The following is a 23,277-nucleotide window of genomic DNA, read 5'->3' as shown; positions in this document are numbered from 1 at the left end:
TCGCTAAGCGATTGAAAGCCTTTTCTTTCACTCATTTAGGCGCATTGGTTGCTGAATGCAGACTGCGCCCCATGAGACGCGCGGCTCCTACAATGACAAGTGGGCACGACATGACGAGCTGAGTGCGGCGTAGAGGGAATTGTGGTGTGGCCAGCGGAACCGGCCTGGCAACAGTTCGAGAAGGCGATCGGCAACGCGATCATCGACTCCTCTATCGCCGCGAAGTGTGAAGCGAGAAGAGGCGAAGCACATGGCAGACGATTTGCGCGACAGCGCCTTGCAATACCATCGGTTTCCCCGCCCCGGCAAGCTGGCGATCCAGGCGACCAAGCCGATGGCCAGCCAGCGGGATCTGTCCCTGGCCTATTCTCCCGGTGTGGCCGCAGCCTGCGAGGAGATAGAGCGCGACCCTCTCCAGGCCGCCGAGTACACCGCCCGCGGCAACCTAGTAGCCGTGGTCAGCAATGGCACGGCGGTTCTGGGGCTGGGGGCCATCGGCGCTCTGGCCTCCAAGCCGGTCATGGAAGGCAAGGCCGTACTGTTCAAGAAGTTCGCTGACGTGGACGTGTTCGATATCGAGATTGAGGAGCGCGACCCGGACAAGCTGATCGAGATCATCGCCGGCCTGGAGGCGACCTTCGGCGGCATCAACCTGGAGGACATCAAGGCACCGGAGTGCTTCGAGATCGAGCGTCGTCTGCGCGAGCGGATGAAGATCCCGGTCTTTCACGACGACCAGCACGGTACCGCCATCGTGGCGGGGGCCGCCCTGCTCAACGGCCTGCGGGTGGTGGGCAAGGAGCTCGGGGATATCCGCCTGGTGTGCAACGGCGCGGGCTCTGCGGCCCTGGCCTGTCTGGACCTGGCGGTCTCCCTGGGGGTACGCCCGGAGAACATCCTGGTCTGCGACCGCAGCGGCGTGGTCCACACCGAGCGCACCGACGACATGGATCCCTACAAGGCGCGTTACGCGGTGGCCACCGAGGCCCGCACTCTGGCCGATGCCATCGAGGGGGCCGACGTGTTCTTCGGTCTCTCGGCCGGGGGCGCGCTCAAGCCGGAGATGGTGGCCACCATGGCCGACCGCCCGCTGATCCTGGCCATGGCCAATCCCATCCCGGAGATCATGCCGGAAGAGGCCAAGGCGATACGCCCGGATGCGGTGATCGCCACCGGGCGCTCGGACTACCCCAACCAGGTCAACAACGTGCTGTGCTTCCCGTTCATCTTCCGCGGAGCGCTGGACTGCGGCGCCACCACGATCAACGAGGAGATGAAGCTGGCCACCGTCAAGGCCATCGCCGACATGGCGACCACCACGGTGCCGGAAACGGTGGCGGTGGCCTATGGCGGCCAGGCGTTGACCTTTGGCCCGGACTACATCCTGCCCAAACCCTTCGACCCGCGTCTGATCGACACCATCCCGCCGGCAGTGGCCAAGGCCGCCATGGACAGCGGTGTAGCCACCCGACCCATCGCCGACCTGAAGGCCTATGCCCGCTCGTTGTCGCGGCTGGTATACCGCTCCGGCAACGTGATGGAGCCGGTGTTCGAGCGGGCTCGGCAGAACCCGCTGCGCCTGCTCTACGCCGAAGGCGAGGACGAGCGCGTCCTGCGTGCCATGGAGGTCTGCGTCAGCCAGCACTATGCCAAGCCCGTGCTGATCGGCCGCCGTAAGGTCATCGAGGCGCGCATCGAAGAGCTGGGCCTGCCGGTGAGGGCCGGCGTCGATTTCGAGCTGATCGACGCGCGGGACTATCCCGACTGCTCCACCCTGGCCAGCGAGTACCACCAGCTGATGGGACGGCGTGGCGTGCATCCCGAGGCCGCCGAGAAGCGCGTGCGCAGCCGCTCCACCATCCTGGCCTCGCTGCTGCTGCGCCGGGGCGAGGTGGATGCCGTGATCGCCGGCCCCGTGGGCACCTACCACGAGCACCTGGATCTGGTGCTGGACGTCATCGGCCTGCGCGAGGGCGTCAGCACGCCTGCCGCCCTGCAGCTGCTGATCCTCGAGCGGGCCACGCTGTTCATTGCCGACCCCTTCGTCAACTACGACCCCGACGCCAGCCAGATCGCCGAGATCACCCTGCTGGCCGCGGAGCAGGTGCGACGTTTCGGCATCACCCCCCGGGCCGCCCTGGTCTCCCACTCCAACTTCGGCAGCTCCGACTTCGCCAGCGCGGTGAAGATGCGTGAAGCGCTGGCGCTGATCCGCGAACGCGATCCGGAGCTGGTGGTGGATGGCGAGATGCAGGCCGACTCGGCGCTCTCCATGGGCGTACGCGGACGCATCCTGCCCGATTCGCTGCTCGAGGGTGAGGCCAACCTGCTGATCATGCCCAACCTGGACGCGGCAAACATCGCCTTCACCGCGCTGAAGGTGCTGGGCAACGGCGTGCCGGTGGGGCCCATCCTGCTGGGGGCCGCCAAGCCGGTGCATGTGCTCAACCGCACGGTGACCGCAAGGGGCATCGCCAACATGAGCGCTTTCGCCGTGGTCGAGGCGCAGACCCATCGCTGACAGCGAACACCAACAACAACAAGCCCGAGCCAACGATCAAGGGAGACGCCCCATGGCTTTCGATGATTACAACGACTTCGATCCCCAGGAAACCCGGGAGTGGCAGGAAGCCGTCGACGTGGTGGTGGAACGGGTGGGCCCCGAGCGGGCCACCTACCTGCTGCACAAGGCGGTGGAGGAGGCCTACCGCACCGGGGCCGAGGCGCCGGACACCACCCGCACGCCCTATGTGAACACCATCCCGCCCCACAAGGAGGCCAAGCTGCCCGGCGACGCGGCCCTGCTGCAGCGGCTGATCGCCTATCTGCGCTGGAACGCCATGGCCATGGTCGTACGCGCCAACAAGAAACCCGCCGAACCCGGCGGGCATATCGCCAGCTACCAGTCTTCGGCAGTGATGTACGAGGTGGGTTTCAACCATTTCTGGCAGGCCCCCAGCGACGGCCACGGCGGTGACATCATCTACGTGCAGGGCCATTGCGCTCCGGGCATCTATGCGCGGGCGTTCCTGGAAGGGCGGCTCTCCGAGGAGCAGCTGGAGAACTTCCGCCTGGAGGTGGACGGCAAGGGAATCTCCTCCTACCCCCATCCTTACCTGATGCCGGACTTCTGGCAGGTTTCCACCGTCTCCATGGGACTGGGGCCGATCATGGCCATCTATCAGGCCCGCTTCATGAAGTATCTCCAGAACCGCGGGCTGGCCGACACCGAGGGGCGCAAGGTGTGGGCCTTCCTCGGCGACGGCGAGATGGACGAGCCCCAGTCCCAGGGGGCCATCGCCCTGGCCAGCCGCGAGAAGCTGGACAATCTGATCTTCGTGATCAACTGCAACCTGCAGCGCCTGGACGGTCCAGTGCGGGGCAACGGCAAGATCGTCCAGGAGCTGGAGGGCAACTTCCGCGGGGCGGGCTGGAACGTCATCAAGTGCCTGTGGGGCTCGGGCTGGGACGAGCTGCTGGCCAAGGACACCCAGGGCCTGCTGCGCAAGCGCATGGAGGAGTGCGTCGACGGCGAGTACCAGAACTTCAAGGTCAAGGGCGGCGGCTACATCCGCGAGCACTTCTTCGGCAAGTACCCGGAGCTCAAGGAGATGGTCGCCCACCTGTCGGACGACGACATCTACTACAAGCTGATCCGCGGCGGCCACGACCCGCAGAAGGTCTACGCCGCCTATCACGCCGCGGTCAACACCAAGGACAAGCCCTCGGTGCTGCTGATGAAGACCGTCAAGGGCTACGGTATGGGCGAGGGCGGCGAGGGCCAGAACATCACCCACCAGAAGAAGAAGCTGGGTGAGGACAACCTGCGCTACTTCCAGAAGCGCTTCGATCTGCCCTTCAGCGACGAACAGGTCACCGCGGCAGCCTTCATCAAGCCGCCGGAAGAGAGCGCCGAGATGCAGTTCCTGCACGCTCAGCGCCAGGCCCTGGGAGGCTACCTGCCCCAGCGTCAGCGCAACGGCGACCGGCTCGAGGCGCCGCCTCTGGAGATGTTCAAGCAGGTGCTGGCGGACACCGGCGAGCGCACCATGTCCACCACCATGGCCATGGTGCGCATCATGGTCTCCCTGGCCCGGGACAAGACCCTGGGGCCGCGGTTGACCCCGATCGTTGCCGACGAGTCGCGCACCTTCGGCATGGAAGGCATGTTCCGGCAGATCGGCATCTACGCGCCGGAAGGGCAGAAATACGTGCCCATGGACGCCGAGGAGATCATGCCTTACCGCGAGGACCAGAAGGGGCAGATCCTGCAGGAGGGCATCAACGAGGACGGGGCCATGTCGTCGTGGATCGCCGCCGCCACCTCGTACAGCAACCACGGGGTCACCATGATCCCGTTCTACATCTACTACTCCATGTTCGGCTTCCAGCGCGTCGGCGACCTGGCCTGGGCGGCCGGCGACATGCTGGCGCGGGGGTTCCTGATCGGCGGCACCTCGGGGCGCACCACCCTGAACGGCGAGGGGCTGCAGCACCAGGACGGCCACAGCCAGCTGTTCGCCCAGTTCATCCCCAATTGCATGGCCTATGACCCGACCTTCCACTACGAAGTGGCGGTGATCGTGCGCGATGGCCTCAAGCGCATGTACGAAGAGCAGCAGGACGTCTTCTACTACATCACCACTATGAACGAGAACTACCACCATCCGGCTCTGCCCGAAGGCGCCGAAGAGGGCATCATCAAGGGCATGTACCGGTTCAGCCAGGCCGAGGGCAAGGCCAAGGCGCCGCGGGTGCAGCTGCTGGGCTGCGGCAGCATCCTCAACGAGGTGATTGCCGCGGTGGAGCTGCTGCGCGACGACTGGGGCGTAGCGGCCGACGTCTGGAGCTGCCCGAGCTTCAACGAGCTGGCCCGCGACGGCCATGCGGTCAAGCGCTGGAACCGGCTGCACCCAGGCGAGACACCGCGCAAGAGCTATGTCGAGCAGTGCCTGGAAGGCACCGAAGGGCCGGTGATCGCCTCGACCGACTACATCCGCATGTTCGCCGAACAGATCCGGCCTTTCGTGCCGCGGCGCTACGAGGTGCTGGGTACCGACGGCTTCGGTCGTTCCGACAGCCGCGAGGCGCTGCGCCGCCATTTCGAGGTGGATCGGCACTACGTCGTCCTGACCGCGCTGCAGGCCCTGGTCGACGAGGGCAAGCTCAAGAGCGCCAAGGTGCGCGATGCCATCGCCAAGTACGGCATCGACCCCGAAAAGCCCAACCCCCTGTACGCCTGAGCCGAAGGAGAACAACAGTGGCCATTCAAGAGATCAAGGTACCGGACATCGGCGATTACACCGATGTCCCGATCATCGAAATCCACGTCCAGGCCGGCGACATGATCCAGGTCGAGGACCCGCTGATCACCGTGGAATCGGACAAGGCTTCGATGGACGTGCCGGCACCAGCGGCGGGCACGGTCAAGGAGCTCAAGGTCAAGCTCGGCGACACGGTCTCCGAGGGCAGCCTGGTGCTGCTGCTGGAGAGCGAAGCGGGGGCGGCGGCACCGAGCGGGGCGGATGAAAAGCCAGCGGCGCCCGGCGGCAGCGAAGGGCAGCCAGCGGCAGCGGCCGCTGCTCCGGCTGCTTCATCTACGGCGACCGCTACCGCAGCGCCGAGCGGTCCGATCGCGGATTTCAGCAGGGTCCACGCCAGCCCCTCTGCGCGCCGCCTGGCACGCGAGCTGGAGGTGGACCTGACCCGCGTGCCGGCGACCGGCCTCAAGGGGAGGGTGACTCAGGAGGACATCCGCAACTTCGCTGTCCACAACTTCTCTGGGGGCGGTGCCTCGGCGGCGGCTAGCACTTCAACCGGCGCTCCAGCCGGCGGCGGGGGGCTGGATCTGCTGCCCTGGCCCCAGGTGGACTTCAGCAAGTTCGGCCCGGTGGAGACCCAGCCGCTGTCGCGTATCAAGAAGATCTCCGGCGCCAACCTGCACCGCAACTGGGTGCAGATTCCCCATGTCACCAACCACGACGAGGCCGATATCACCGAACTTGAAGCCTTCCGGGTGCAGTTCAACAAGGACAACGAGAAGTCGGGCGCCAAGGTCAGCATGCTGGCGTTCATGATCAAGGCCGCGGTCGCCACCTTGAAGCAGTTCCCCGAGTTCAATGCCTCGCTGGACGGCGACCAGCTGATCCTCAAGCGCTACTACCATATCGGCTTCGCCGCCGATACGCCCAACGGCCTGGTGGTGCCGGTGATCCGTGACGCGGACAAGAAGGGCGTGGTCGAGATCGCCCAGGAAATGGGGGCGCTGGCCAAGCTGGCCCGCGACGGCAAGCTCAAGCCCGATCAGATGCAGGGCGGCTGTTTCACCATCTCCTCCCTCGGCGGCATCGGCGGGCTCTATTTCACGCCCATCATCAACGCCCCCGAGGTGGCCATCATGGGCGTGTGTCGCTCCTTCTGGAAGCAGGTCTCGCCGGACGGCAAGCACTCGGAGTGGCGCTACATGCTGCCGCTGTCGCTCTCCTGGGATCACCGGGTGATCGACGGCGCCGCCGCGGCCCGCTTCAACGTCCATTTCGCCAACCTGCTCGCCGACATGCGGCGCATCATCATGTGAGGAGTCGACGACATGGCCAATGCAATCGAAGTCAAGGTGCCCGATATCGGCGATTTCAAGGACGTCGAGATCATCGAGGTGCTGGTCAAGCCGGGCGATGCCATCGACATCGAAACCCCGCTGATCACCCTGGAGACCGACAAGGCCTCCATGGACGTGCCCTCCCCGGTGTCGGGTACGGTCGCAGCGCTCAAGGTCAAGGAGGGCGACACGGTCTCCGAGGGCTCGCTCATCCTGATGCTGGAGCCGGCCGAGACGGGCTCCCGGGTGATGGACCGCGAACCGCAGCCGGTAGTGCATGAGCAAGGGGTCGGTTCACCGGCGCCCGGCGATGCCGGCGGTGGTTATGGCGGCGGCGGGCTGGAAGAGGTGCGGGTGCCGGACATCGGCGATTTCGATGACGTCCCGGTGATCGAGGTGCTGGTACGCCCCGGCGATACGATCCGCGCCGAGGATTCGCTGATCACCCTGGAGTCCGACAAGGCCTCCATGGACGTGCCAGCGCCCAAGGCCGGCAGGGTCGCCGAGGTGCTGGTGGCGGTGGGCGACAGGGTTTCGCAAGGCACGCCGATCCTGATGCTGGAGGCGGAAGGGGCGGCCCACGCAGCCACACCTGCGGCCGCACAGGCAGCGGAGCCGCCGGCGGCCGTGCCCGCCCCCACGGCGGCCAGCTATGCCGGCGGCGCCGATCTCGAGTGCGAGATGCTGGTGCTCGGTGCCGGGCCGGGCGGCTACTCGGCCGCCTTCCGGGCCGCCGATCTGGGAATGAAGACCGTGCTGGTGGAACGCTATGGCAGCCTCGGCGGGGTGTGTCTGAACGTCGGCTGTATCCCCTCCAAGGCGCTGCTGCATGTGGCGGCGGTCACCGATGCGGCCAACGCCATGGCCGATCATGGTATCGCCTTCGGCAAGCCGAAGATCGATCTCGACAAGCTGCGCGGCTGGAAGGAGAAGGTCGTCGGCAAGCTCACCGGGGGACTGGCCGGCATGGCCAAGGCGCGCAAGGTCGAGGTCGTGCGCGGGGTCGGGACCTTCCTCGACCCGCATCACCTGGAAGTCGCCCTGACCGGCGGCGACGGCCAGGAGCCGACCGGCGCCAAGCAGGTGATCAAGTTCGGCAAGTGCATCATCGCCGCCGGTTCGCAGTCGGTGAAACTGCCTTTCATCCCCGACGACTCCCGGGTGGTCGACTCCACCGGGGCGCTGAAGCTGACCACCATTCCCAAGCGCATGCTGGTCATCGGCGGCGGCATCATCGGCCTGGAGATGGCTACGGTCTACTCCACCCTGGGCACGCGCATCGACGTGGTCGAGATGCTCGACGGGCTGATGGCCGGCGCCGACCGCGACCTGGTCAAGGTGTGGGAGAAGGTCAATCAGCCGCGCTTCGACAAGGTGATGCTCAAGACCCGAACCACCGCGGTGAAGGCGCAGAAGAACGGCCTCAAGGTCAGCTTCGAGGGCGAGGGCGCTCCCGCCGAACCGCAGCTGTACGACATGATTCTGCAAGCGGTCGGTCGCAGCCCCAACGGCCACAAGATCGGTGCCGAGAACGCTGGCGTGGCGGTCGACGAACGTGGTTTCATCGCCACCGACAAACAGATGCGGACCAACGTCGGGCACATCTTCGCCATCGGCGACATCGTCGGTCAGCCGATGCTGGCTCACAAGGCGGTGCACGAGGCGCATGTCGCGGCGGAGGCCGCTGCCGGCCACAAGAGCTTCTTCGATGCCCGGCAGATACCCTCGGTGGCCTACACCGACCCGGAAGTCGCCTGGGCCGGCAAGACCGAGGCCGAGTGCAAGGCCGAGGGCATCAAGTACGGCAAGGCGGTCTTCCCCTGGGCCGCCTCCGGTCGGGCCATCGCCAACGGTCGTGACGAAGGGTTCACCAAGCTGATCTTCGACGAGGAGACCCATCGCATCATCGGCGGCGCCATCGTCGGTACCCAGGCGGGGGATCTGATCAGCGAGCTGTGCCTGGCCATCGAGATGGGCTGCGACCCGGTCGACATCGGCAAGACCATCCATCCTCACCCGACCCTGGGTGAGTCGGTCGGTATGGCCGCCGAACTGTTCGAGGGGGTGTGTACCGATCTGCCACCGCAGAAGAAGCGATAGACGAACGCCAGCGGGCGGCTGCTGTCGGAGCCATCATATGGAGGTCCGGCAGGCCGCCGCTCGCTGACCAGGACTGTAAAGCAAGTAATGGAGAGACCGACAAATGGACAAGCAACCCCACGAGCAGACACAGGGCGAGGCGCCGGGAGGCGAAGAGGCCGGCGGGCGTTCCGCCAGACTGATATGGGGGCTGCGTGCCTTCGGGTTGCTGGTGGCACTGATCGTCTGGCTTGCCATGGGCCAGGCCGAAGGGCTGTCGCCGGATGCACGCTGGGTGGCGACGATCGGCGCCCTGATGGCGGTATGGTGGATGACCGAGGCTATCCCGCTCTCGGCCACCGCCCTGCTGCCGATCGTGCTGATCCCGATGCTGACGGAGCGTACCGTGGCCCAGGCCACGGCGCCCTATGCCAGCTCCATCGTGTTTCTGTTCCTCGGTGGCTTCCTGATCGCCATCGCCATGGAGAAGTGGAACCTGCACCGGCGCATCGCGCTGCTGACCCTGGCCCGGGTCGGGGTCTCGCCGCATCGGATCGTGCTCGGCATGATGCTGGCCACGGGATTCCTGTCGATGTGGGTCTCGAATACCGCGACGACCCTGATGATGCTGCCGATCGGGCTCTCCGTGCTGGCCCTGGTGGCGGAACGCAGCGGTGAATCCACCGAGACGGTCACCGCCGGCCACGATCATCACCGGGCCGGCCACGTCGACTTCATCGCCGACGAGAACATCAAGCGCTTCGGCCTCTGCCTGCTGCTGGCCATCGCCTGGTCGGCCAGCATGGGCGGTCTCGGCACCCTGCTCGGCAGCCCGCCCAACGCCATCGTCGCTGGCTACGCCGCCGACGAGCTGGGCCGCAACATCGGTTTTCTCGACTGGATGATGCTCGGCGTGCCGCTGGCCTTCACCTTCATCCTGGTGGGCTGGGTACTGATGACCCGAGTACTCTACCCGTTCAAGGTCGAGGAGATTCCCGGCGGCCAGGAGATGATCGAAGGGGAGGTCCGCAAGCTCGGTTCGCTCACCCAGGGCGAGAAGATGGTACTGCTGGTGTTCGGCTCGGCGGCGTTCCTGTGGGTGGTGCCCGGTGTTCTCGGCAACATCCCGGGGGTGGGGCAGTGGCTGGGGCCGCTGGGTAATCTCGACGATACCGCCATCGCCGTTGCCGCCGGGATTGCGCTGTTCGTGCTGCCGGCGCGAGGTCGCAACGAGATGGTGCTGAACTGGAAGGATGCCGAGGATGGGCTGCCCTGGGGGGTGCTGCTGCTGTTCGGTGGTGGCCTGAGCCTCGCCGGCGCCGTGGCAGGCACCGGCCTGGACAGCTGGTTCGGTCAGCAGATCACCGGACTTGGGGTGCTGCCAATCCTGCTGCTGGTGGCTGCCGTGGCCACCATCGTGCTGTTCCTCACGGAAGTGACCAGCAACACGGCCACGGCCGCGACCTTCATCCCCGTGCTCGGCGGTGTGGCGGTGGGCATCGGCACCGACTCGATGACGCTGCTGATCCCGGCGGCCTTCGCCGCGACCTGCGCCTTCATGCTGCCGGTCGGCACGCCACCCAATGCTATCGTGTTCGGCACCGGCGCGGTCAGCATCGGTCAGATGGCCCGGGGTGGGGTCGTCCTCAACATCGTCGGGATCGTGTTGATCACGCTGTTCTGCTATCTGCTTGGCGGCTTTGCGCTGGGCCTGCAGTTCTGATCCCCGTTGGGGTGGCACCGTGACGGGCTCTTGCCGGGCTCTTGCCGGGTTGGGCTCCAGCGGACCGCCACCCCGCTTCGTGCGGCGCCTCCGGTGCCGTTCGAGTGTATCGATGAGCGAGGGGAAGGCGAGCGTTGATTGTCGCTGCCGGCGTTCCCTGCCTATAGTGAGGGGCACCGTTTTCCGCTCGAGAGAGGTGACGCATGAACCAGCCCGCCGTTTCCGCCGCGACCGCGCAGGACTTCAAGGTCGCCGATATCAGCCTGGCCGACTGGGGACGGCGCGAGATCCGCATCGCCGAGACCGAGATGCCGGCGCTGATGAAGATTCGCGCCAAGTATCGCAACGAACGGCCGCTGGCCGGGGCGCGCATCGCCGGCTGCATTCACATGACCATCCAGACCGCGGTACTGATCGAAACCCTGATCGACCTGGGGGCGTCGGTGCGCTGGTCGTCGTGCAACATCTTCTCGACCCAGGATCACGCCGCCGCCGCCATCGCCGCCGCCGGCATTCCGGTGTTCGCCTGGAAGGGTGAGACGGAGGAGGAGTTCTGGTGGTGCATCGAGCAGACCGTGGAAGGGCCCGACGGCTGGACCCCCAACATGGTGCTCGACGACGGCGGCGACCTCACCGCGCTGCTGCACGACAAACGCCCCGAGCTGCTCGATGCCATCCACGGGATCTCCGAGGAGACCACCACCGGCGTGCATCGCCTGCAGGAGATGCTGCGCGACCGCACGCTCAAGGTGCCAGCGATCAACGTCAACGACGCCGTGACCAAGTCGAAGAACGACAACAAGTACGGCTGTCGCCACTCGCTCAACGACGCCATCAAGCGCGGCCTCGACCACCTGCTGGCGGGCAAGCAGGCGCTGGTGGTGGGCTACGGCGACGTGGGCAAGGGCTCGGCGGCCTCACTGCGCCAGGAGGGCATGATCGTCAAGATCGCCGAGATCGACCCGATCTGTGCCATGCAGGCGTGCATGGACGGCTATGAAGTGGTCTCGCCCTATGTCGACGGCATCAATCGCGGCAAGCAGAGCGTGGATCGCCAGTTGCTCTCGCGCATCGACCTGGTGGTCACCGCCACCGGCAACATCGAGGCCTGCGACGCCGGCATGCTCGAGGCGCTCAAGCCCGGCGCGGTGGTGTGCAACATCGGCCACTTCGACAACGAGATCGATACCGCCTACATGCGCCGCCACTGGCACTGGGAGGAGGTCAAGCCGCAGGTGCACAAGGTCTATCGAGACAGCACGCCGGGCCACTTCGACCCCGCCAGCAGCGACTACCTGCTGCTGCTCTCCGAAGGGCGCCTGGTCAATCTGGGCAACGCCACCGGGCACCCCTCGCGGGTGATGGACGGCTCCTTCGCCAACCAGGTGCTGGCGCAGATCCACCTCTATCAGCAGCGCTTCGCCGACCTGCCGCCGGCCGAGAAGGAGGGCGGCCTGGCCGTCACCGTGCTGCCGCGCCATCTCGACGAGGAGGTGGCCCGCTACATGGTCGAGGGCTTCGGCGGGGTGCTCACGCAGATGACCGAGCAGCAGGCCAAGTACACCGGGGTGCCGGTGGCGGGACCGTACAAGCCGGACGCCTATCGCTATTGAGCCGTATCGCGCGACGACGGAAAAGCGAAGTAACGGAAAGCCAAGTAATGGTGAAGTAAGCGCCGCCTGCGGGCGGCGTTTCCATTGGTCAGCCATCGACGAAGGCAAGCATGCGGCCCGTCAGCAACACGGCTGGCCACAGCAGCAGAGACAGAATGCCGGCCACGAGCAGGCGCCGGGGCGTGGCATGTGCCAGCCCCGGCCCCAGGTTGAGCAGCAGGGCGTTGGCGATGGCCAGTGCGATCAATGCCAGCTTGAGGCGAAACAGGGGCATGGCGGCATAGCCGCTGGGGTCGGCGAGAAACAGCAGCGCCCCGGTGGCCATTGCCAGCAGCAGCCCAGCGACGGCCACCGGCTGCAGCAGCCGGCCCAGCTCTTGCAGTGGCAAGCGTTTGCGCCAACCCAGCAGGCGCAGGTCAAGGGCAATGATGGCGCCGATCAGCAGGGCGATGCCCAGCACGTGCAGGGCATTGATCGCCGCATAGCCCCAGCGTGAGAGCCGCACCCACTCGGCCAGGGCAGTATCGGCGAGCGATGTCAGCAGGGCTTCCACGTCGCCAAGTCAGATTCGCCCGGGATAGAGCACGTAGTGCTCCTCGCCGATCCACAGCTGCTCAGCCTTGAGCACACGTTCACGGGCATGTTCGCCCGAGACGCGCAGCTCCACGCCTTCGGCGAGGTCGCCTTCTTCCAACCCGGCGCGTTCGTTGCGCCAGGGCTGGCCGACCTCGACCGTCCAAGTTTCGCCATCCACGTCGAGTTGCACTTCGCCGTGGGGATTGCCCAGCCGCACCTGGGTGATGGTGCCTTCTATCTCGATGGTCTCGCCGCCGACCCAGCCGTGGTGGGCCTGGGCGGGGGCGAGGAACAGCAGCATGACGATGGCGAGCGCCCAATATGCATGACGATGCATGATGGCCTCCTTCCGAGGATGTCTTGCTTCAGGCTAGCTCTACCGGGCCGGGCTTCAAGGCCAATCGTTCTACAGGCCGGCCAGGCGCATCAACAGCGGCAGGTAGAGCGGAATCAGCAGCGGGGCGGCCAGAGTGGTGGCCAGCACCGCCAGGGCGCCCTTTTCCGGCTTGATACCGAGCTCCATGGCGACCACCACCACGTTGGCCGCCATCGGCACCACGCCGATCAGCAGAAGCGCCAGGGCTAGCTCGTCGGGCAGCGTCATCAGCGTCTGCAGCAGCACCACCACCGCCAGCATCAGCCAGGGCCACAGCAGGTAGCGGATCGCCACGCAGCCGGTCATGAAACGCAGGTCGATCTCGCGAATCGTGACTCGGCCCAGGGTCATGCCGATGATCATCATGCCAAGCAAGGTGTAGGTGGAGGGAAACACCGCCAGGCTGTCGATCAGCGCGGCCGGCAGCGTCAAGCCGAGCCCGCTCACCAGCAGCGCGGCGAGAAAGGCATAGATCAGTGGTAGACGTACGATCTTGATCAGGCTCTGGCGCACCGAAAACTGGCCGCGGGCGCTGAGGTAGAAACCCACCGTGAACTCGTAGAGTGTCACGCCGAGCAGACAGAACAGGTACAGCGTCACGCCTTCCGGAGGGAGCAGGATCATGGCGATGGGCAGGCCGAAATAGCCGGTGTTGCCGGTGCCGGAGGAGAATGCCAGCACCGCGCCCTCCTGGGGTGACAGGAAGCGCTTGGCCAGCGGGTTGATGGCAGCGGCGACCAGGCTTGCCAGCAGGAACAGCGCTAGGGTCAGCAGCAGATAGTGGGGCGTGGGGCCGCCCAGCAGCAGGCCGCGAAAGAAGGTGACCGGCGCGATCAGGTAGATCAGCAGCGTGGCGATGGGGCGTGGATCGATGGCCAGCCGCCGTGCCGCCAGCCAGCCGAGGCCGACGAAGGCCAGAAGGGTCCAGAGGGGGCCCAGCAGGGCACTGGGGTCGATCATCGCTCGCCATTCCATCGCCGAAAGCCGATATGATGCCTGTCGGCGAGACGGCTGTCAGCCATGCATGATCGACCCGCTCAGCGGTGGCGAAATCAGCCGTTGCGCCGGCTCGACCTGGCCCGCTCGGCCTGGTCGTCGATGTTCTCCTTGTGCGAGGTTTTGTCGCGCACGACCTGGGTGCCGCCTACTGGGGTCGTCTCGCGCCGCGTATCGATACCGGGCTTCTTGCCGCTGTGCTTCTGGTCGTCGACGTTGGCATCAGGACGGTAAACGTCGTCCTGGGCGGGTGAGCGCCCGCCTTTGTGACCGGCGCTGTCGTTGGGGCTGTGTTCGTCGGGCTTATGGTCGGCGGGAGCGTCGCGCTCAGTCAGCCGCCGAGCCCCCTCGCGCAACGACTCACGCTCTTTTTCGCTCATCTGCGTGCTTTGCCCGCCATTGCGCTCTTGGCGTGATCTCTCCATGTTCAACCTCCTGCTTTGCGCTCCGTGCATCCCTGGCCTTCACCGTTGGCGTCTGTTCAGCCGCCCTTGCCTTCGTCACCCATGGTGAAGGAGGGGGGATCGCTGGCCGGGAAGGTCTCGGCGTTGGCCTCGTCCAGCTCGCGCTCCGCCTGCTGCGTTTTCGCCTCAGCCGGCGATATCTCGGTATAGCCAGGCTCCAGCATCCAGCGCTGGTCGCGATGGGTGAGCAGTGCGCTTGGTACCCAGAAGCGGCTGCCCGTCTCGGTGATGATGCCGACCTTGTCCACGTCACTGGTATCCGCCACCTTGCCGACCTGCTTGCCCTCGTCGTCGAAGACGGCGGTACCGGTGATCAGTTCCTGTGTCATGGGGTTCTCCTCATTGGTAAGTAACCCGGTGTCCGTACCGGGCCGGTCGCCTTTTCTCTTATCCCAGCGTCGTTGTCTCGCGAGCGTGGGTCAACGTGACATGAGCGAAGATTTGTTAGCGAAGTTTGAGCTTTTGCAGCCGAGGCCCGTCTGCCACCTGCCTCAATTCAGACCGAACGGTTATAATCGTCCGGCTCTATATGACGAAAGCTCATGTGGCAGCGTGGAACTTTTCATTGGTCAGGCGTCCGGCCGAACGGCAGAATGCAGGAATTCGCATCGCTCCCGGCAAACCAGAGAGATTTTCATGAGCAGCTCATATCCGTTAGGCATCAGTTTCGAGTTCTTTCCCCCCAACACCGAGGCGGGACGCGAGAAGCTGATCGGGGTGCGTGACGCTCTGGCCGAGCGGGACCCGCGCTTCTTCTCGGTCACCTATGGCGCCGGCGGTTCGACCCAGGGACGCACGCTCAACACCGTGAGAAGCGTGCGTGAGTCCGGCATCACCACCGCGCCGCACCTTTCCTGCATCGGCAGCGAGAAGGCCCAGTTGCGTGACCTGCTCGCTCAGTACCGCGAAGAGGGCATCGACAGCCTGGTGGCACTGCGTGGCGATCTGCCCTCGGGCATGGGCGGCATCGGTGAGCTGCGCTATGCCAACGAGCTGGTGGAGTTCATCCGCGAGGAAACCGGCGACCACTTCGAGATCGCCGTGGCGGCCTATCCGGAATCCCACCCGCAGGCGCCGAGCTTCGAGCGCGACTTGGAGAACTTCGCGCGCAAGGTGAAAGCGGGGGCCAATCTCGCCATCACCCAATACTTCTTCACCGCCGAGGCTTACTTCCACTTCGTCGAGCGCGCCCAGGCGCTGGGCGTCGAGGCGCCGATCGTGCCCGGCATCATGCCAATCACCAATTACACCAAGCTGGCCCGTTTCTCCGATGCCTGCGGCGCCGAGATTCCACGCTGGATCCGCAAGCAGCTCGAGGCCTACGGTGACGACAGCGAGGCCATCGCGGCCTTCGGCACCGAGGTGGTGTCGCGGCTTTGTCAGCGCCTGCTCGACGGCGGTGCGCCCGGCCTGCACTTCTACACCCTCAACCAGGCGGAGCCCTGCCTGCGCATCCTCGACAACCTGGGCTGAGTCCATCGCTTTGGCGCTTGGGCGCATCTGCGACTAGCCTGTTTCCTGCATGTCCATGGAATCAGGAACAGGAGGTCGCTAGATGCGCCATGCCAACCTTTCGGGAGTCGCTTTCGCCTCCCTGATGCTAGCTGCGGGAATGGGACAAGCCCAGGCCCAGGAAGGCCACGAAGTCGAGATCAATTGGGTGAGTGCCGATGGCGTCGAGGATTCCATCGGCACCATCACGCTCGAAGATACCGACCACGGCTTGTTGCTAACCCCCGACCTGCGCGAGATGCCGCCCGGCGTGTACGGTTTCCACGTCCACGAGAATCCCAGCTGCGAGCCGGGTGAAGACGAGGACGGGAACATGGCGGCCGCCGGCGAGGCGGGAGGCCACTACGATCCCGAGGAGACCGATAGCCACCAGGGGCCCTATGGTGACGGTCATCTGGGCGACCTGCCGGTGCTGATCGTCAACGAAGACGGCGAGGCGAACCTGCCGGTGCTGGCGCCGCGGCTCACCGTCGATGACGTGCAGGGTCGCAGCCTGATGATCCACGAAGGCGGCGACACCTACTCCGACGAGCCGGAGGATGGCGGCGGCGGTGGTCGTATGGCCTGTGGCGTGGTCGAGTCCTGAGCGCTATCGCTTGCGCTTCCTAGCCCTTAAATGACATAGCTCTTGAACGACTCGGCCCTTGAACGACTCGGCCCTTGAACGACTCGGCCCCGCCATCTGGCGGGGCCGCTTCATTGGGTGTCAGTGAGATTGGGTGTCAGGAGGTATGGCGTCAGTCGTCCGTGTCGCTGGCGTCTTCGTCGTCTGCATCCTCGTCCGGGCGCATTTCGGGTGGCAGCATTTCGACCGGCACTTCGAGGCCTTGCTCCTCGTAGTAGCGTACCGCCCCGGGGTGGAACCAGATCACGCCATTCTTGTCGAGGTGCTCCGCCCGGGTTTCGATGGCGGCGGGGTGGATCTCCATCATGGCGTCGGGGTGGTCCAGCACCAGCTTCATCAATTCGTAGACGAAGCTTTCCGGCAGGTCCTTGTGGCCGATGGCGAAATTCCAGAACGACACCGAAGCGTGGGGGGCATCCATCGAGGCATAGGTATCGGCGGGAATCTCGAAGGCCGACACCGGGAAGGCGTCCAGCAGGGTGCTCTGCTCTTGCTCCGTCAGGCCGAACATGTGCACGTCACGACGCCGCTCGAGACGCTCGAAGGCTCTGATCGGCAGGCCGGCGCAGAAGGCGAAGGCGTCACTCAGCCGAGAGGTCAGGTAGTCGGCCAGATGGTTGGCGTCGGCATACTGCAGATGCACGTCCTCGACGCCCAGCGCTTCCAGAAACTGCGGCCAGTAGGCGGCGCAGGTACCGCCCATGGGGCCGACCCCGACCCGCTTGCCGCTCAGGTCGGCGATGCTCTCGATGCCCGAGCCGGCCAGCGTCACCACGTGGAAGGGGGTCTGGTACATGGGGAAGAGCGCGCGCACATCGCGCATCTCCTCGCCGGGGGCGAATTCGGCCTCTCCGTCCCAGAGTTCGCGGGCCGGACCCAAGGTGACCAAGCCCAGTTCCGACTCGCCGGTATGGACCAGCGTCATGTTGTGATAGGGCCCGCCGGTCGCTTGGGAAACGGCGTCAATGCCGAGTTCGTCGATGAGGCGGGTCACCAGACCGTCGCCATAAACCTGATAGGTGCCACCGAGGGAGGCGGTGCCCAACAGGACTTCTTCCGGCCAATCGGCCCGCTCATCGGCTAGGGTGGGGGCGCTCGCGAACAGCAGGGCGCAGGCAGCGGCTAACGGATACAGCGTTGGGAACCGTCCAGTGCTCATGGTGTGTCTCCTGTCGGTGAGGTGGGCGGTGAAGCCAAGGTGGCCGAGGCCACCTTGGCTTGCGCCCGATCTCGGATCAGGTCAGGGCCTTGGGCTTGGCCTTCAATGCGGCAGCCTGCCACATGAACACCAGCCCGCCGATGCCGACGCCGAGCAGGTCGGTCATCCAGCCACCGGCGATCATCGACAGCGCGGCGGCCAGCAGCATCACGCGCTGCACGAAGTTGACGCCACCGTTGAGGAACCAGCCCTGCACCGAGGCGGCCAGCAGGTAGATCCCCACACCCGCGGTGAGGGCCACGCGCAGGATCTGCATCCAGGTGCCGTCCATCAGCAGCGCCGGGCTGTAGAAGAACATGAAGGGCACGATGAATGCGGCCAGACCGAACTTGAAGGAGGTCACGGCCGTCTTCAGCGGATCGGTTCCCGAGATGGCGGCGGCGGCATAACCGGCCAGTGCCACCGGCGGGGTGATGGCCGAGAGTACCGCGTAGTAGAACACGAAGAAGTGCGCCACCAGCGGCGGAATGCCGATCTGCTGCAGGCCCGGCGCCACCACCGAAGCGGCTACCGCGTAGGCCGCCGTGGTGGGCATGCCCATGCCGAGCAGGATCGAGATGCACATGGCGAAGAACAGTGCCAGCAGATGGCTGGCATCGGCGATCCCCAGCAGCATGGAGGCGAAGCGGGCACCGACGCCGGTCAGGGCGATGACGCCGACGATGATACCGGCACAGGCACACACCGCGATCAGCGGAATGGCCATGCGCGCGCCCAGCGAGAGGGCGTTGAGCAGCGCCTTGGGGCCCATCCAGTGGGGCGTGAACCAGGACACCACGGCGGCGCTGACCATCGCCAGGGTACCGGCACGAATCACCGAGTAGCCCATGAACAGGGTGCCGATCAGGATGATGATGGGCAGGAACAGGTAGACCTGTTTGACCATCTTGCGGAATACCGGCAGTTGGTCCTTGGGCAGACCCTGCATGCCGCCGCGGCGGGCTTCCAGGTCCACCATCAGGTAGATGGAGAGGAAGTACAGGGCGGCCGGAATCAGTGCGGCAATGGCGATTTCGGTATAGGGGATACCGGTGATCTCGGCCATGATGAAGGCGCCCGCGCCCATGATCGGCGGTACGATCTGGCCACCGGTGGAAGCTGCGGCTTCGATGCCGCCAGCGCTGCGCGGGTGGTAGCCCACCTTCTTCATCAGCGGAATGGTCAGCGAGCCGGTCGCCACGACGTTGCCGGCAGAGGTGCCGTTGATCATGCCCATCAGGCCGGAAGCGAATACTGCCACCTTGGCCGGGCCGCCACGCGCGCGACCGGCGGCGGCGAAGGCGAAGTTGACGAAATAGTCACCCACGCGGGAGGCCTGCAGGAAGGCGGCGAAGGTGATGAACAGAATGATGTAGGTGGACGAGACCGCGGTGGTCGCGCCGAGGATACCGTTGTCGGTATACAGATAGGTGAAGAAGCGCTGCGGCGAGTAGCCGCGGTGTTCCAGCAGGCCGGGCAAGTAAGGGCCGGCAAAGGCATAGACCAGGAACACGGCGGTGATGAGGATCAGCGCCAGCCCCGCTACGCGGCGGGTGAGTTCCATGATCAGGGCCACCCCGACGGCCGAGACGAGGAACTCGGTCTGTCCGGCAAACGGTGTGCCGGCGGCCATGCGCCAGCGCTGCAGCACGAACAGCAGGTAGGCGGCGACGATGATCGAAGCGACGATCAGGACGGCGTCGGCCCAATGGACGGAGCGGCTCGAGCTGCGCCAGATCCAGCTGCTGATCATGGCGATGCCGGTGGCGATCGTCAGTGCCCAGCTCATGTGCACCAGCACCCAGCCGGCAGGGGGCGTGCCCTGGGTTTCCCGGATGAACCAGGCATAACCGATGGCGAAGGCGGCATAGACGATGGCGGCTATGGCCGGAATCATGGCTAACCACTCGACCTTGGCTATGTGCCTTTCGCCCGGGCTGCGGTCCAGAGTATAGGCGGCGGTGATGGCGAAGCCTACGGCCAGGCCACCGGCCACGTGAATGATGCGAAACGCCCAGGTCTCGATGGGTGAGACGTTGAGTGCATAGAGATGCATGGCCGTAAAGAGGACACAGGCGGCAAATACCGTCTGGCCGAGCAGGCCGGAAAGCACGCGCTCGTTATGGGCGATCGGGATGTCGGAGACACCTTCGGTGCCGATCTTCGAGGCGGCTTGTTCGGGTTGGGTTTCGTGGGTCATGCCGGGATGCCTTGAGGGGTTACAGTTGCCTTAGAGGGCTAAGGCGTTGACGCCGGCCCGAAGGCCGGCGTCGATGCGCGTATAGATCAACCGCGCAGATCCTCCGGGATCTCGTAGCCGTTCTCTTCGAACCAGCGTACGGCACCCGGATGCCAGGGCAGGAAGGTGTTGAACTCGAAGTTCTCGGCCACCGTCTCGCTGGCGGCACCATGGATCTGGACCATGCGGTCGTTGTTTTCCATCACGGTCTTGGTCACTTCATAGACCAGAGATTCCGGCATGTCCTTATGGGTGATGGCGAAGTTCCAGATCGAAACGGCCGGCAGGTCTTCGTCCAGGCTGTTGTAGACGGAAGCCGGGATGCTGGCCGGGCTCAGCTCAGGGAAGTCGCCCAGGAACTGCTCCATCTCTTCCTCGGAGAAGGAGAAGATGTTGACGTTGGCTTGGGCTTCGAGCTGGTTGAAGGCTGAGATCGGCACGCCCGCGGCGAAGGCGAAGGCGTCGATCAGGCCGTCCTGCAACTGGCCTGCCTGGTCGGCAGCACCGCCGTTGCGGGTGCTGACGTTGAGGCCGAGCTTCTCGAACAGCTGCGGATAGTACATGTCCGAAGTACCGCCCGCCGGGCCGACGCCCACGGTCTTGCCGTCCAGGTCGGCAACGGAGCTGATGCCCGAGCCGGACATGGCAACGATCTGCAGGGTGGTCTGGTACATCGGGAATACGGCGCGAATGTCGGTGTGCTCGACGCCCGGGGCAAGTTCGCTGTTGCCGGTCCACGCCTCGTAGGCCGGACCCATGGTCACCATGCCGAAGTCGTGCTCACCCATTTGTACCAGAGTGGCGTTCTGTACGGGGCCGCCGGTCACTTCGGCGCCGAAGGAAACGCCAAGGGCGTCGCCGACCATGTTGGCCCAGCCGGAGCCGTAGATGTAGTAGGTGCCACCCTGGCTGGCGGTGCCCACGGTCAGGCTACGGGGCCAGTCGCTGCGGTCGTCGGCCTGGGCGCCGGCGGCGACCAGAGCCGCACCGAGCACGGAGGTGGCGATCAGTTTGGAGGCGGTATAGCGCATTGGAGTACTCCGATTTGCCTTTGTCGTTATTGGAGCCCACCTGAAGTGGGTCCTTATGAAATACGTTGTAACGCACATGAGTATAGGCAATTGCTGCGCCATGCAGGGGTAGTGCTTGTAAAAACAAGACATTACTTTTTTTGCATTCGACGAAAGTCGAGATGGAGAAAATGAGATCTGGCTGGGATTTCGCACTAGTTACGTAATATGTGTGTGGATATCCGCACGCTGGGTGGCGCAGAACGTTTCGGTGAGCGTTGCGATCAGTCGGCCAGCCTGGTGCAGGTCGTTCATCAACGACGAGGCGAGCCATGGATCGAGGCGATGTTCCCGCAACCGCTTGGCCAGCTCATGCTGCCAGTGACGGCGCACTTCTTCGACGGGCGCGGCGATGGTGGCGGCCTCCTTCTCCTCGGCGAGCCGGTTGAGGCCGGTGGCAATGGCCAGGCGCAGATCGTCGTGGGCTTCACGCAGCGGGCTGGCCGGCGCGGCATGGCGCAGAAGGCTACGCTGCAGCACCTCGCCGAGGCGTACTGCTTCCACCATGCGCAGCGAACGTTCCTGCAGCTCGTCCAGCCTCGCCTGCTGAGCGTCTGTCAGCGGTACGTCGAGGCGTGCCTGGAATTCCAGAATCTCGGTGAGCAGCGGTTTGATTCGCTCCTGATAGCGGGCATCGATGCCTGGCCAGGCGTCGGGGTCGATGCGGGCCGCCACCGCTTGGCGCTGCGGTGGGTGGCCGATCACCTCGGCACTGGGCAGCAGGATGGCGCTGCACAGCAGATGGTAGGCACGCCGGTCGAGGCGCCGACACTCCTGCTCCATGGCGGCAGCGGCGGTATCCGCATGATTGAGGGCGGAGCTGTCGAGGTAGCGTGCCTGCGACGGCGGCAGTCGGGCGGGCTCGGGAAAACGGCGCTCGAGCAGGCTGGCCAACTGCGGGATCCAGGGCAGCATCAGCACGATGCCGAGCAGGTTGAATAGAGTGTGGAACAGGGCCAGCTTGAGCGGCCAGGCCGTTTCCGCCAGTCCCACCAGTTCGGCAAGGACATCCACCAGCCAGGCCAGTGGTACCAGCAGCACCAGGGCGACCGCGGCGGTGACCAGATTGAAGATTACATGCGCACCGGCCAGACGGCGTGCCGCGACGCCGGCGGAAAGCGCGCCCAGCACGGCGGTGACCGTGGTACCGATGTTGGCGCCGATGGCGATGGCCAGTGCCGGCAGGTAGGGCAGTTGCCCCGAGGCCAGGGCCGTCAGGGTGAGCAGCAGCGTCGCATGGCTCGACTGCATGACCACGGTGGCGACGATGCCGATTGCCACGAACAGCGGCCAGTGCCACAGCCGGTCGCCGGCCAGGCCGTCCAGCCGCAGGCCATCCTGCCAGGCCTCGAAGCCGAGCTTCATGAAGTCGATACCGAGGAACAGCAGGCCGATGCCCAGCAGCAACCCGGCGATACCGGCCAGCGGGCCGCTGAGGCGGTAACGGCCGAGCAGGCCGAGGGCGAGCAGCGGCATGGCATAGTGGGCCAGGTCGAAGCGCAGGCCGAACGTGGCGATCAGCCAGGCCCCGGTGGTCGTTCCGAGGTTGGCGCCGAACAGCAGAGCGATGGCGCCGGGCAGGGCGACCAGGCCGGCGCTGACGAAGGACATCGCCAGCAGGGTGATGAGCGAACTGGACTGGACCAGGGCGGTGGCCAGGGCGCCGACGCCAATGGCACGCCCGGGGTGGCGCGTGGCGGCGTACAGCCAGCGGTCGAGAGTGCCACCGGAGAGCCATTTGATGGCCTCTTCCAGAAGGCTCATGCCCCACAGGAACAGCCCCAGACCGGCGGCCAGCGTGGCGAGGTCGGGGCGTGACAGCAGCAGCGCGCCGGCGGCTGCCAGACCGAGCAACTCCAGGCGTCGCCGACTGCTCGACCGCGACCCGGCGGCGTCGGTCGCCTCCGCCACGCTCAACGTCTCCCGGGGTCGAGAATTCTCACCGTCTGGATGGTATTGCGGCGCTGCTCCTCACGCTCGCGATTGACGCGGGTCTCGAGCTCGGCCGCCGTCTCTTCTTCGATGGGCGCCTGTTCGAAGAAATCGCAGTTGACGCAGTCGCGATAGCGCACGCCGCTCTGCTCCCAGGTGCGGATCTTGTCCATCTCGGCACAGCGGGGGCAGACGGCGCCGGCGATGAAGCGTTTCTGAACGGCCATGTTGCCTCCATGAGCAAAGAGCCGCCGGCAGCGCCGGCGGCGGTGTGGC

At 65.6% G+C, this 23,277-nt stretch carries 18 protein-coding genes; 8 read left to right on the top strand and 10 right to left on the bottom strand.

Translation table 11 applies throughout. The features are described 5' to 3' along the window. The first annotated feature begins 250 nt into the window (after positions 1-250). The 6 genes from HOP59_RS23635 to ahcY all read left to right on the top strand — a co-directional run bounded on the left by HOP59_RS23635 (position 251) and on the right by ahcY (position 12,013). Positions 251-2,521 carry a phosphate acyltransferase gene (locus tag HOP59_RS23635; RefSeq protein ID WP_010626422.1) on the top strand — a complete coding sequence of 757 codons (2,271 nt, stop codon included), beginning with the start codon at positions 251-253 and terminating at the stop codon, positions 2,519-2,521. A 52-nt stretch (positions 2,522-2,573) separates the two neighbouring features. After that, complete coding sequence (gene aceE / locus HOP59_RS21785; RefSeq protein ID WP_234255573.1) at positions 2,574-5,243, top strand: pyruvate dehydrogenase (acetyl-transferring), homodimeric type; 2,670 nt, start codon at positions 2,574-2,576, stop codon at positions 5,241-5,243. 17 nt (positions 5,244-5,260) lie between these two features. Further along, positions 5,261-6,577, top strand: coding sequence for a dihydrolipoyllysine-residue acetyltransferase (gene aceF / locus HOP59_RS21780; protein WP_234255572.1), 1,317 nt, complete (start codon positions 5,261-5,263; stop codon positions 6,575-6,577). Between the two features lie 12 nt (positions 6,578-6,589). Beyond that, positions 6,590-8,698 (top strand): dihydrolipoyl dehydrogenase, encoded by a 2,109-nt coding sequence (gene lpdA, locus HOP59_RS21770; protein WP_422676970.1) that lies wholly within the window; start codon positions 6,590-6,592, stop codon positions 8,696-8,698. 103 nt (positions 8,699-8,801) lie between these two features. Further along, positions 8,802-10,400: an SLC13 family permease gene (locus HOP59_RS21765; RefSeq protein ID WP_234255571.1), complete on the top strand. Its 1,599-nt coding sequence runs from the start codon at positions 8,802-8,804 to the stop codon at positions 10,398-10,400. Positions 10,401-10,603: 203 nt separating this feature from the next. Beyond that, entirely contained in the window at positions 10,604-12,013 is a 1,410-nt protein-coding gene (gene ahcY, locus HOP59_RS21760; protein ID WP_234255570.1) for an adenosylhomocysteinase, read from the top strand. Positions 12,014-12,101: 88 nt separating this feature from the next. Here ahcY and HOP59_RS21755 read toward each other — a convergent pair whose 3' ends face one another. The 5 genes from HOP59_RS21755 to HOP59_RS21735 form a co-directional block, all read right to left on the bottom strand. Continuing rightward, positions 12,102-12,566, bottom strand: coding sequence for a hypothetical protein (locus HOP59_RS21755; protein WP_234255569.1), 465 nt, complete (start codon positions 12,564-12,566; stop codon positions 12,102-12,104). Between the two features lie 9 nt (positions 12,567-12,575). Further along, a complete protein-coding gene (locus HOP59_RS21750; RefSeq protein WP_010626429.1) occupies positions 12,576-12,926 on the bottom strand; it encodes a DUF6152 family protein in 351 nt (116 codons plus the stop codon). Between the two features lie 69 nt (positions 12,927-12,995). After that, complete coding sequence (locus tag HOP59_RS21745) at positions 12,996-13,925, bottom strand: AEC family transporter (protein WP_234255568.1); 930 nt, start codon at positions 13,923-13,925, stop codon at positions 12,996-12,998. 92 nt (positions 13,926-14,017) lie between these two features. Continuing rightward, positions 14,018-14,386 carry a hypothetical protein gene (locus tag HOP59_RS21740; RefSeq protein WP_010626431.1) on the bottom strand — a complete coding sequence of 123 codons (369 nt, stop codon included), beginning with the start codon at positions 14,384-14,386 and terminating at the stop codon, positions 14,018-14,020. A 56-nt stretch (positions 14,387-14,442) separates the two neighbouring features. Then, the gene (locus HOP59_RS21735; RefSeq protein WP_010626432.1) at positions 14,443-14,754 is read right to left on the bottom strand and encodes a hypothetical protein; all 312 of its coding nucleotides are present in this window, start codon (positions 14,752-14,754) and stop codon (positions 14,443-14,445) included. A 307-nt stretch (positions 14,755-15,061) separates the two neighbouring features. Here HOP59_RS21735 and metF point away from each other — a divergent pair, with 307 nt between their 5' ends. After that, positions 15,062-15,898, top strand: coding sequence for a methylenetetrahydrofolate reductase [NAD(P)H] (gene metF / locus HOP59_RS21730; RefSeq protein WP_010626433.1), 837 nt, complete (start codon positions 15,062-15,064; stop codon positions 15,896-15,898). A gap of 82 nt (positions 15,899-15,980) precedes the next feature. Continuing rightward, positions 15,981-16,523 (top strand): superoxide dismutase family protein, encoded by a 543-nt coding sequence (sodC, locus tag HOP59_RS21725; RefSeq protein WP_010626434.1) that lies wholly within the window; start codon positions 15,981-15,983, stop codon positions 16,521-16,523. A gap of 151 nt (positions 16,524-16,674) precedes the next feature. Here the strand turns inward: sodC and HOP59_RS21720 are convergent, their stop codons facing one another. From HOP59_RS21720 to HOP59_RS21700, 5 genes are all read right to left on the bottom strand, one after another. Continuing rightward, on the bottom strand, positions 16,675-17,721 hold the full coding sequence (locus HOP59_RS21720; protein WP_234255567.1) for a TAXI family TRAP transporter solute-binding subunit: 1,047 nt from the start codon (positions 17,719-17,721) through the stop codon (positions 16,675-16,677). A gap of 76 nt (positions 17,722-17,797) precedes the next feature. After that, positions 17,798-19,960, bottom strand: a complete 2,163-nt coding sequence (locus HOP59_RS21715; protein ID WP_010626436.1) for a TRAP transporter permease — start codon at positions 19,958-19,960, stop codon at positions 17,798-17,800. Between the two features lie 86 nt (positions 19,961-20,046). Further along, positions 20,047-21,030 (bottom strand): TAXI family TRAP transporter solute-binding subunit, encoded by a 984-nt coding sequence (locus tag HOP59_RS21710; protein WP_010626437.1) that lies wholly within the window; start codon positions 21,028-21,030, stop codon positions 20,047-20,049. 198 nt (positions 21,031-21,228) lie between these two features. Beyond that, positions 21,229-22,980: a Na/Pi cotransporter family protein gene (locus tag HOP59_RS21705; RefSeq protein ID WP_234255566.1), complete on the bottom strand. Its 1,752-nt coding sequence runs from the start codon at positions 22,978-22,980 to the stop codon at positions 21,229-21,231. Between the two features lie 2 nt (positions 22,981-22,982). Further along, positions 22,983-23,228 carry a YheV family putative zinc ribbon protein gene (locus tag HOP59_RS21700; protein WP_010626439.1) on the bottom strand — a complete coding sequence of 82 codons (246 nt, stop codon included), beginning with the start codon at positions 23,226-23,228 and terminating at the stop codon, positions 22,983-22,985. Positions 23,229-23,277: the final 49 nt, after the last annotated feature.

It is taken from the genome of Billgrantia aerodenitrificans, assembly GCF_021404405.1.
Classification (GTDB): Bacteria; Pseudomonadota; Gammaproteobacteria; order Pseudomonadales; family Halomonadaceae; genus Halomonas; species Halomonas aerodenitrificans.
This window is presented reverse-complemented; position numbering and strand designations above follow the sequence as displayed.